General features: G+C 58.4%; 8 protein-coding genes. 6 read left to right on the top strand and 2 right to left on the bottom strand.

What is annotated here, in order from left to right; translation table 11 throughout:
- Positions 1-17: 17 nt before the first annotated feature.
- Positions 18-1,661: an exonuclease domain-containing protein gene (locus ADM64_RS09310; RefSeq protein ID WP_049193988.1), complete on the bottom strand. Its 1,644-nt coding sequence runs from the start codon at positions 1,659-1,661 to the stop codon at positions 18-20.
- A gap of 323 nt (positions 1,662-1,984) precedes the next feature.
- Between ADM64_RS09310 and ADM64_RS09305 the strand changes: the two genes are divergently transcribed.
- Positions 1,985-2,227 carry a HigA family addiction module antitoxin gene (locus ADM64_RS09305; protein ID WP_005510305.1) on the top strand — a complete coding sequence of 81 codons (243 nt, stop codon included), beginning with the start codon at positions 1,985-1,987 and terminating at the stop codon, positions 2,225-2,227.
- A gap of 208 nt (positions 2,228-2,435) precedes the next feature.
- On the opposite strand, the gene glgX is transcribed toward ADM64_RS09305, so the two are convergent.
- Positions 2,436-4,577 (bottom strand): glycogen debranching protein GlgX, encoded by a 2,142-nt coding sequence (gene glgX / locus ADM64_RS09300; protein WP_049193987.1) that lies wholly within the window; start codon positions 4,575-4,577, stop codon positions 2,436-2,438.
- A 274-nt stretch (positions 4,578-4,851) separates the two neighbouring features.
- Here glgX and ADM64_RS09295 point away from each other — a divergent pair, with 274 nt between their 5' ends.
- From ADM64_RS09295 to ADM64_RS09275, 5 genes are all read left to right on the top strand, one after another.
- A complete protein-coding gene (locus ADM64_RS09295; protein WP_049170291.1) occupies positions 4,852-6,348 on the top strand; it encodes a methylmalonyl-CoA carboxytransferase subunit 5S in 1,497 nt (498 codons plus the stop codon).
- A gap of 23 nt (positions 6,349-6,371) precedes the next feature.
- Positions 6,372-7,985: an acyl-CoA carboxylase subunit beta gene (locus ADM64_RS09290; protein WP_049193986.1), complete on the top strand. Its 1,614-nt coding sequence runs from the start codon at positions 6,372-6,374 to the stop codon at positions 7,983-7,985.
- Positions 7,985-8,290 (top strand): hypothetical protein, encoded by a 306-nt coding sequence (locus ADM64_RS09285; protein WP_048734709.1) that lies wholly within the window; start codon positions 7,985-7,987, stop codon positions 8,288-8,290. Before ADM64_RS09290 ends, ADM64_RS09285 begins: the two co-directional genes overlap by 1 nt.
- Before the next feature lie 71 nt (positions 8,291-8,361).
- Positions 8,362-8,721 carry a biotin/lipoyl-containing protein gene (locus tag ADM64_RS09280; protein WP_016422964.1) on the top strand — a complete coding sequence of 120 codons (360 nt, stop codon included), beginning with the start codon at positions 8,362-8,364 and terminating at the stop codon, positions 8,719-8,721.
- 89 nt (positions 8,722-8,810) lie between these two features.
- The gene (locus ADM64_RS09275) at positions 8,811-10,175 is read left to right on the top strand and encodes a Na+/H+ antiporter family protein (RefSeq protein WP_049193985.1); all 1,365 of its coding nucleotides are present in this window, start codon (positions 8,811-8,813) and stop codon (positions 10,173-10,175) included.
- Positions 10,176-10,203: the final 28 nt, after the last annotated feature.

Genomic DNA, 10,203 nt, shown 5'->3' with positions numbered 1-10,203 from the left:
CTTCTCGTGAACGTGGCCTAGAAGGGTGGCATTCCGTCATCGCCGGGCAGGGAAGTAGAACCGAACAACGGAACCGACTCACTGGAGTTGTTTCCGGCGCTGGCGCTAGGTGTCCCTTCCGCAGTGTCTCCTGCTTCGGACGCGCCATCCTCTTCCGGATTCAGCCCGAGTGCGGTGAAGAGCTCCTTCTCAGTCCAAATCTGGATTTCCTGGCCTTCGGCCTGCAGCTGTCGAGCCCTCTTCTCCTTCGACGTCACCGAATCCCACGGACCGGCGACCAAAATTGTCGTCTTCTTCGTGACACCCTTATTGATATTCGCACCTGCAAAGGCGATCTTATCCCACAGAAAGCCCTTGTCATACGGGGCAAAATCGCCGGTCAGCGTCACCCGCTGCTGGTACAGCAGGCCGCTTGGATCCGCGTCCGGATTCGGGTCTGGAATGGTGTCCGGTGTCTTGGCCGCATCCCACTTCGCATTGCGACGCGGCCGACGTGACGGCGCGGAACTGCCGGACTGCGCACCAGCACCAGTACCAGTTCCCGCGTTGGTCCCGGCGCCAGTGCTGGCGACACCAGCCGGGTCATAGCGCACCATCCGCACTCGTCCACTGCCAATCTGGCCCAAGCTCAGCGAGACCTTCTGGCTCAAATCAGCCACCGATGTTGCGCGCTGCTGCTCCATCAACCACAGCGCTACCTCAGCACATGCGACCGCATCTGCCGTCGCATCATGATGATTCTCCAGCGACGCCCCCGCGGCCTCCGCCAATGTCGGCAGCTTCAAATTGGGCAGCCCCAACTGCATCTGCCGAGCCCACATATAAGTACACGCAAAATTCAACTTCGGTGCTGGAATGCCTTCCGCCCGGCACGCCCGCGACAGGGCTGTGAAATCAAACCGCGCATTGTGAGCAACTACGTCCAAATCCCCAACGACGTCAACAAACTTCGCCAGCTGCTCCGGAAATGACGGCTCACCGGCCACATCCGCCGCCGTGATGCCATGAATCGCGACATTGGCTTCATCAAAATACTCCAGCCCCTTTGGCGGACGGCACATCCAGGAATAACGCTCCGTCACCTTCCCGCCACGCACGACCGCAACGCCAAGCTGAATAATCGAGCCGGTGTCTTCGTTCGCTGTCTCTACATCGAACGCCGCAAACGGTGCGATGTCCGACGCCGCAACCTCATCCCCCGTAGGAAGCGGTGCAAAAGGCACAGACTGCTTTACGACGTCGCCCGCGCCCTCAACCACACTCACGCCTTCGGTGACTGCCGCGCGCTGTGCCACCCACGGCATCAACGTGGAAGTAAAAGCATCTGCTGAGTTGTAGAACTCCGGACTCTTGGCCATCTCCGCGATGAGGTCTGCCAGCAACTGCGCTGCTGCCTGACGATGAGACATCACACGGGCCTTTGGCAAAGCTACCCCGAGGTCTACCGTGCCGGGGAAGAAGCGGTTGGCCGGAGTGTAGACACCGTTTTTACTTGCCGATGCGACCTCCGCAACGTCGGCAAGCGGGAGGGGCTTCGCGGGGGCGGTGCTAGCCGTGTTGATGGTGTGGGTAAGGCGGAGCCCATCTGCGGTAATAGTCACCGTGTCGCCGGTGAGCTCGAAGACGACGGCGGGCTCGGAGGATGGCGTGGTCGTAGTCATGCACTAGATGGTAGCGCCGATGGCGGATTGAGCCCCATAGAGGCTGCGGTACCTGCGGCTCGCGCCGAGTACATGTGGCTTCCGAGAATGTGGAAATGCCCACAAAAATAGGAATATTTATGGAGCGTTCGGACAGTGGGGGTGTCTGTACCCCTGAAAACCACATGTTTTGGGGGGTTAAATGTCCGGATGCATTTTGAGCGGGCGCTCCTTATACTTTTCGACGAACGGCGGTAACTGGTCGTTCGAGCTTTCGAGCTCAAGCGAAAGGCAAAGCGGAAACAACGTATGCCAGTGAAGCGATGAAATAAGGAGTAAACATTTTGAGCACGCATCCTGTGCACCCTGGTTCTATCTTGAACGATAATTTCCTCGAGCCGCGACACCTCTCTATCTACCGACTGGCTCTTGCCATCGGCGTGCCAAGCTCAACTCTGGAGCGCTTTCGCACCGGCCGCACTGCGGTCACTACTGACCTCGCAAATCGACTGTCCGACTACTTTGACACCGAGCCGGAGTACTGGTTGAACTCTCAGGCGGAGTTCAATATGCGCGCATCTGCGTAAGAAGACTTCACGCCAGCTCGGCTCCCGCAGTGCTGTGTTGACCCAAACCCTGTTTTGAGTTGAACTCAGAGCCGAAAATCCCCTGTCGGTGGAAGAAAAGTCTTCCGCCGACAGGGGATTTTTGTGTAGGAACCAACCCCAGGCCCCGGTGCAGAAGCCAACCCAGCTCCAACCCAGGCCCAGGCCCCTACACCCAACGCGGACGCGGCTAGTGCCGCTCGATCAGCACGATGGTAGAACGGGCTGGCACGCGGAGCTCGCCTTCTGGCTCAACGATGCGCTCGCGGGTCGGGCGACCCGTGATCTCTGTGGTGTCGATGATGACTTCCCAGCTGTGTGCGTATTCGGTGCCCGGAATTTGGAACATGATGTCCTCGTGGTGAGCGTTGAAGCACAACAGGAAGGAGTCATCTTCAATCCTGTGACCTCGGCGGTCAGGCTCGGTGATGGCATCACCGTTGAGCCAGACCATCAACGACTTGCCGAAGTCGAAGTTCCAGTCATCGGTAGTCATGACGCGACCCTCATAGGTCAGCCAGGCAATGTCACGATCGTCGGTTTCCGCACCGAGCGGGCCACCGCGCAGGAAGCGGCGGCGTCGGAAGACTGGGTGTTCCGCACGCAGCTCAGTCAGGAACTGGGTGTATTCGACCAGTTCAGAGTTGGTACGCGTCTGATTCCAGTCGACCCAGGCCAAACGGTTGTCCTGGCAGTAGACGTTGTTGTTGCCCTTCTGGCCACGTCCCATTTCGTCACCGTGGCTAATCATCGGAGTGCCCTGGGACAGCAGGAGAGTGGTCAGGAAGTTACGACGCTGGCGGGCGCGCAGCGAAATGATGCGCTCGTCGTCGGTCGGGCCTTCCACACCGCAGTTCCACGAACGGTTGTGGGACTCGCCATCGCGGTTGTCCTCGCCGTTGGCCATATTGTGCTTCTCGTTGTAGCTGACCAAGTCGTTGAGGGTGAAACCGTCATGCGCGGTCACGAAGTTAATCGACGCAGTTGGGCGGCGGTCATTGTTTGCATACAGGTCCGAGGAGCCGGTGATACGTGAAGCGAACTCGCCGAGCGTGGATGGCTCACCGCGCCAGAAGTCGCGGATGGTGTCGCGGTACTTACCGTTCCATTCAGTCCACTGCGGTGGGAAGTTACCGACCTGGTAGCCACCTTCGCCGACATCCCACGGTTCTGCGATGAGCTTGACCTGGCTGACAATCGGATCCTGCTGCACCAAGTCAAAGAAGGCGGAGAGGCGATCCACATCGTGGAATTCTCGAGCCAGGGTGGATGCCAAATCGAAGCGGAAGCCGTCGACATGCATCTCGGAGACCCAGTAGCGCAGCGAATCCATAATCAGCTGCAGCGAGTGTGGGTGGCGCACATTCAGGGAGTTACCGGTGCCGGTGTAGTCCATGTAGTGCTGGCGATCGCCTTCGACCAGGCGGTAGTAGGCCTCGTTGTCGATGCCTCGGAAGCAGATGGTTGGGCCCATGTGGTTGCCCTCGGCGGTGTGGTTGTAGACCACGTCGAGGATGACCTCAATGCCGGCATCGTGAAATGCGCGCACCATGCCCTTGAACTCGCTGACTGCTCCGCCTGGCTTTTGGGAAGCCGAGTAGTCCTGATGTGGTGCTAGGAAACCGAAGGTGTTGTAGCCCCAGTAGTTGCGCAGCCCCTTTTCGCGCAGGTGGTCGTCCTGGAGGAACTGGTGGACCGGCATCAGTTCGATAGCCGTGACACCAAGGTCCTTGAGGTAGTCAATAATCGCCGGATGCGCGAGACCGGCATAGGTACCACGTAGCTCCTCCGGGATATCCGGGTGCGTCATGGTCATGCCCTTGACGTGGGCTTCGTAAATCACGGTCTCGTTGTACGGCGTGCGAGGTGCGCGGTCAGCGCCCCAGTCGAAGAATGGGTTGATGACCACGGAGGTCATGGTGTGTCCCAGGCTGTCCTCGGTGTTGCGCTTCGAGTGGTCATGAATGTCATAGTTGAACAGTGATGGGTGACCGTCGAATTCGCCGTCGAAAGCCTTGGCGTATGGGTCGACCAGCAGCTTGTTGGGGTCGCAACGCTTACCGTTGGCCGGATCGAATGGGCCGTGTACGCGGTAGGCGTAGCGCTGGCCCGGCATGATAGACGGGATGTAGCAGTGCCAGATATGCGCATCGACTTCTTCCAACTCAATGCGTGTTTCTTCGCCTTCGGCGCTAATCAGACAAAGCTCAACCTTTTCCGCAACGTCGGAAAAGAGTGCAAAGTTGGTGCCAGCGCCGTCGTAGGTAGATCCGAGCGGGTAAGGCTCACCCGGCCATACTTGATAATCGCCGACTGTATTTGCTTGGTTCATGTGACTACCTTAACCGTTTTGTAAAAAACATGAGCCTTTTTCGGTCCCGTGTGGGCGCGCCATCCGTCCCATCTGTCGAGCGCACTTCGCAAAAACGACCCCCAAGGAAAAATTCGAGTCGAACGATTAAGAGCATAAACTTCGCGTGAAAATAAGTATTTAACCCTGCAAGTGGGCAATTTGACACTCTAAACGCACCTTGGCGGGCGCCGAATCCCCAATATTCGCGGTCACCAACGCGCGAAGATCCCCAAAGGCCTTTACTTTTGGAGTTATGAGTCCACGAACCATTGGTGTAACGGAAGTAGCGTTCCGAGACGCTCATCAGAGCCTCATGGCAACGCGAATGGCTATGGAAGACATGGTCGATGTCTGTGAAGAAATGGACAAGGCCGGTTTTTGGAGTGTGGAGTGCTGGGGCGGCGCAACCTTTGACGCCTGCATCCGCTTCCTTAATGAAGATCCCTGGGAGCGCCTGCGGACATTCCGCAAGCTGATGCCGAATAGTCGCCTGCAGATGCTGCTGCGCGGCCAGAATCTTCTCGGTTACCGCCACTACGAGGACATGGTGGTTGACAAGTTCGTCGAGAAGTCCGCTGAAAACGGTATGGACGTATTCCGTGTTTTCGACGCGCTCAACGACCCACGCAATCTCGAGCACGCCATGCGCGCGGTCAAGAACGTCGACAAGCATGCGCAGGGCACGATCTGCTATACGACGTCTCCGCTTCACGACGTCGACGGGTACGTGAAGCTCGCTGGTCGTCTACTGGATATGGGGGCGGACTCCATTGCGTTGAAGGACATGGCAGCGCTGCTGAAACCCCAGCCGGCTTACGACATCATCCGCGGCATCAAGGAAACTTACGGCGAGGACACCCAGATTAACGTCCACTGTCACTCGACCACCGGTGTCACGATGGTGACTTTGATGAAGGCCATCGAAGCTGGTGCGGATGTCGTGGACACGGCAATTTCGTCGATGTCGCTGGGCCCGGGGCACAACCCGACCGAGTCGCTGGTGGAAATGTTGGAGGGAACCGACTACACCACCGACCTGAACATGGATAACCTCATCACCATTCGTGACCACTTCCGCAAGGTGCGTCCGAAGTACGCAGAGTTCGAGTCGAAAACCCTGGTCAATACCGACATTTTCATGTCGCAGATTCCTGGTGGCATGTTGTCGAACATGGAAAACCAGCTCAAGGCCCAGGGCGCGGGTGACCGCGTCGAAGAGGTCATGCGTGAAGTACCGATTGTCCGAAAGGACGCCGGTTACCCGCCGCTGGTGACTCCGAGCTCGCAGATCGTCGGCACGCAAGCTGTGTTTAACGTGCTGATGGGACGCTACAAGGTTATGACGGCTGAGTTCGCCGACCTCATGCTCGGCTATTACGGGCAGTGTCCTGGTGAGCGCAACCCAGAGCTGATTAAGCAGGCAGCGGAACAGACCAAGAAGGAAGAAATCACGGTTCGCCCGGCTGATCTCCTCGAACCAGAGTGGGACGACCTGGTCAAGCAGGCCAAGGAGCTCGACGGTTACAACGGCACCGCCGAGGACGTCCTGACCAACGCACTGTTCCCATCCGTCGCACCGGGATTCTTCACCACGCGCGGCGAAGGGCCGAAGAACGTCGGTAAGACTGCCGAACAGCTCAAGCGCGAGGCGGAGCAAGCCTCAGGTGCTGCCAATGCCATTCGCGAGCCAATTCGCTACAAGGTCACCGTTGGCGGTCGCTCACAGACCGTCCAGGTGGAACCCGCCTAGGAACATCGGGAGAAGAGATAGCAATGTCGCAAAGTTCAGCAAACCAGCCGAATTCGGCGGATGCCGTCGCGCCGGGCGTCGACGCCTCGATGGCGGAGCGCCTGGATTATTTGGATGCTCAGCGTCGCCGTGTTGAGGCCGGTGGCGGTGAAGCCCGCCAGGCCAAGCAGCACGAACGTGGGAAGATGACTGCCCGCGAGCGTATCGACAACTTCGTCGACGAGGGCACTTTCCGTGAAACCGGCATGTTCATGACTCACCGCACCACCGACTTCGGCATGGATACTGCCGACGCGCCTGCCGACGGTGTGGTCACCGGCACTGCCGCGGTTCTCGGCCGGGCAGTGCACGTGGCCTCCCAGGACTTCACGGTCATGGGTGGCTCCGCTGGTGAAACGCAGTCCCGCAAGGTTGCGGCCACCATGCGCGCTGCTGCCGACAACGGCACTCCGTTCGTGTTTATCAACGACTCCGGTGGTGCTCGCATTCAAGAGGGGATTGACTCTCTGTCGGGCTACGGCCAGGTCTTCTACAACAATGTCTGGCTTTCCGGTCTGGTGCCGCAGATTTCCATCATTGCAGGCCCATGTGCTGGAGGCGCTGCCTACTCGCCAGCGCTGACCGACTTCATTATTCAGACTCGCAAGGCACAGATGTTCATCACCGGCCCGGGCGTTATTAAGTCGGTGACCGGCGAGGAAGTCACCTCCGAGCAGCTCGGTGGCGCTGATGCGCACATGGCCAAGGCCGGCAATATTGACTTCGTTGCCGACGATGACGAGCAGGCCATCCTGATTGCGCAGAAGCTCTTAAGCTTCCTGCCACAGAACAACACGGAAGAGCCACCAATCGTGGATCCGGTATTCGACGCCGAGCCGGATCCAGAGCTCCGCGACATCGTCCCCGTCGATGGCAAGAAGGGCTACGACGTCCGCGAGGTCATAATCCGTATCGCCGACAATGGCGACTTCCTCGAGTGCCAGGCGGGTTTTGCCACCAACCTAGTCGTTGGTTTTGGTCGAGTTTTGGGTCGTACCGTGGGCTTTGTCGCCAACCAACCGAACGTGATGTCCGGTGTGCTGGACATCAATTCCTCGGACAAGGGCGCAAAGTTCATCCGCTTCTGCAATGCCTTTAACATCCCGCTGGTCACCCTGGTTGACGTTCCTGGCTTCATGCCGGGCGTCACCCAGGAGCATGGCGGCATCATCCGCCACGGCGCAAAGATGCTCTACGCATACTCCGCAGCGTCTGTGCCCAAGGTGACCGTCGTCATGCGTAAGGCCTACGGCGGTGCGTACCTGGCGATGTGCTCGAAGGACCTCGGCGCGGACTATGTATTCGCATGGCCGACCGCGGAAATTGCGGTGATGGGCGCAGAGGGTGCGGTCAACGTGGTCTTCCGAAAGGAAATTGCCGCCGCGGGCGACGAGGAAGAGCAGGCGCGCGTGCGCGACGAGCGTATCGCCGAATACAAGACACGCTTCTCGACGCCGTATGTCGCCGCCTCGCGCGGACTGGTCGACGACGTGATTGACCCGGCGGAAACCCGCCTGCGTGTGGCTGACGCACTGTCGGTTCTGCGTAACAAGCGCGAGGTTCGCCCGGCCAAGAAGCACGGATTGGGGCCACAGTAATGTCTGACGGCATCGGTGAGATTAAGGAGCTGCGAGCGCTCGTCGCTGAACTGACCGACCGGTTGGATGCGACCTCGACAAGCTTGCAGAAGGCCACGGCACGACTGAATCAGGCAGAGAGCGAGTTGGCTGAACTGCGCAAACGCGTGGACGCAGATATCCCCGAGGATACTGTCATCGCCATTTCGGCAGCGGTGTCTGCGTACCTGGGCAATCGCGGCAAGGTGAAGGCAATTCGATACAACCGCCATAAGACGTGGGCTGCGCAGGGACGCCAGATCCAGCAGCAGCACAACCTGCGTTAGTTGGAAATTTTCGATAACCGACTTAATTGAGTCTGACTCATTGACTTTTGTTACGTGAGGATTGTTGAGCCATGAAATTGAAAGTGACTGTCGGCGGCATTGCCTACGATGTCGACGTTGAAGTAGTTGAGGAGCCCAAGCGTCTTTCGCCCATCGTGTTGGGTGGATCGTCGAGCGCTTCCGTTGAGCCGGCCACCGCTAGTGTCTCGGGTGTCTCCGCCAATTCGGTGGTGGCGCCACTGGCAGGTTCGGTCAGCAAGATTTTGGTCGAGGAAGGCCAGAAGATTGAGGCTGGGGAGGTGCTGCTCATTCTCGAGGCAATGAAGATGGAAACCGAGATTACGGCCCCGGCTGCAGGCACCGTCGGCTCTATTCATGTTGAAGTCGGCGACGCAGTGCAGGGCGGCCAGGGACTCGTCTCGATTGATTAGCCGCATTAGCCGGGGTGTAAAGATTTTGGGGTGAAATCTTTCTAGCCCCGGTTGCTGGAAATACTTAAGGTTGCCTTAATATTTTCCTTATGAATGCCGTTCTTCTCGCCGTTTTGGTGATGCTAATCCTGGCGGTCTGCCGGGTACACGTTGTGCTAGCGCTGTTTATTGGCGCCTTAGTCGGTGGTCTTTCCGCCGGTATGGGGCTCGATGCCACAATGGTTGCCTTCCAGGAAGGCCTCTCTGGTGGTGCGAAGATTGCCCTGAGCTATGCCATGCTGGGTGCCTTTGCCATGGCAGTGGCATCCTCCGGGCTGCCCAAACTGCTGGCCGATTGGCTGATTGCCAAGATCGGCACGGAGGATGAAGGCGCTAAATCTAAGGCAGAGGCATGGACCAAGTGGGGCATGGTCGCCGGCATTTTGGCCATGGCGATCATGTCGCAGAACCTCATCCCAGTTCACATTGCGTTTATCCCGCTGATTATTCCGCCGCTGTTGCCGGTATTTAACCGCCTCAACATCGACCGTCGAATGATTACCAGTGTGATGACCTTCGGTTTGGTCACCACCTACATGTGGGTTCCGGTCGGATTCGGTTCTATCTTCCTGAACGACATCCTGCTGGGGAACATCGAGAATGCTGGCCTTGATGTTTCCAATATCAACATCATGATGACGATGGGCATCCCGGCTCTCGGCATGCTGGCCGGTCTGGCCATTGCCGTATTTTTCTCCTACCGGAAGCCACGGCATTACGAAGATCGGCCGATTGCCCAGTCCTCACACGCAGAAACCCAGTCTGACGAACCGGTGTCGAAGTACCGAGTTATCGTTGCTCTCGTTGCAATCGTGGTGACTTTCGTCGTCCAGATTGTGATGAATTCTATGGAGACCGATGCCGATCCGTTGCTGATTGGTGCACTCACTGGTCTGGCAATCTTCATGTTCACCGGCGCCGTGCGCTGGCGTGAGGCGGACGACGTGTTCACCGCCGGTATGAAGATGATGGCCCTGATTGGTTTCATCATGATTTCTGCACAGGGCTTCGCCTCGGTGATGTCGGAGTCCGGCCAGATCGAGCCGCTGGTGACCGCTACTGCAGAGCTGTTTGCGGGCAACAAGCCTGCCGCTGCATTCGCCATGCTGGTCGTTGGTCTGGTGGTCACGATGGGTATTGGTTCGTCCTTCTCGACGTTGCCGATTATCGCCATCATCTATGTGCCGTTGTGTCTGTCGCTGGGCTTCTCGCCGATGGCTACCGTCGCCATCATTGGTACTGCAGGTGCTCTAGGTGATGCTGGTTCGCCGGCATCGGACTCGACGCTCGGCCCGACGATGGGTCTCAATGCCGACGGGCAGCACGACCACATTCGCGATTCGGTTATTCCGACCTTCCTGCACTTCAACCTGCCGCTGCTGGCAGCTGGTTGGGTAGCAGCTCTGGTGCTCTAGCGCCGGGGCTTGACCGTGAGCGTGATTG

It is taken from the genome of Corynebacterium sp. 401_CJEI (genome assembly GCF_001076435.1).
Lineage (GTDB): Bacteria > Actinomycetota > Actinomycetes > Mycobacteriales > Mycobacteriaceae > Corynebacterium > Corynebacterium jeikeium_D.
The sequence above is the reverse complement of the archived record's forward strand: the minus strand, read 5'-3'. Positions and strand labels throughout refer to the sequence as shown.

Bases quoted from the DNA above. Each gene is read 5' to 3' on its own strand.
- ADM64_RS09310 (WP_049193988.1), bottom strand. From the start codon at position 1,661: ATGACTACGACCACGCCATCCTCCGAGCCCGCCGTCGTCTTCGAGCTC.
- glgX (WP_049193987.1), bottom strand. From the start codon at position 4,577: ATGAACCAAGCAAATACAGTCGGCGATTATCAAGTATGGCCGGGTGAG.
- ADM64_RS09295 (WP_049170291.1), top strand. From the start codon at position 4,852: ATGAGTCCACGAACCATTGGTGTAACGGAAGTAGCGTTCCGAGACGCT.
- ADM64_RS09290 (WP_049193986.1), top strand. From the start codon at position 6,372: ATGTCGCAAAGTTCAGCAAACCAGCCGAATTCGGCGGATGCCGTCGCG.
- ADM64_RS09285 (WP_048734709.1), top strand. From the start codon at position 7,985: ATGTCTGACGGCATCGGTGAGATTAAGGAGCTGCGAGCGCTCGTCGCT.
- ADM64_RS09280 (WP_016422964.1), top strand. From the start codon at position 8,362: ATGAAATTGAAAGTGACTGTCGGCGGCATTGCCTACGATGTCGACGTT.
- ADM64_RS09275 (WP_049193985.1), top strand. From the start codon at position 8,811: ATGAATGCCGTTCTTCTCGCCGTTTTGGTGATGCTAATCCTGGCGGTC.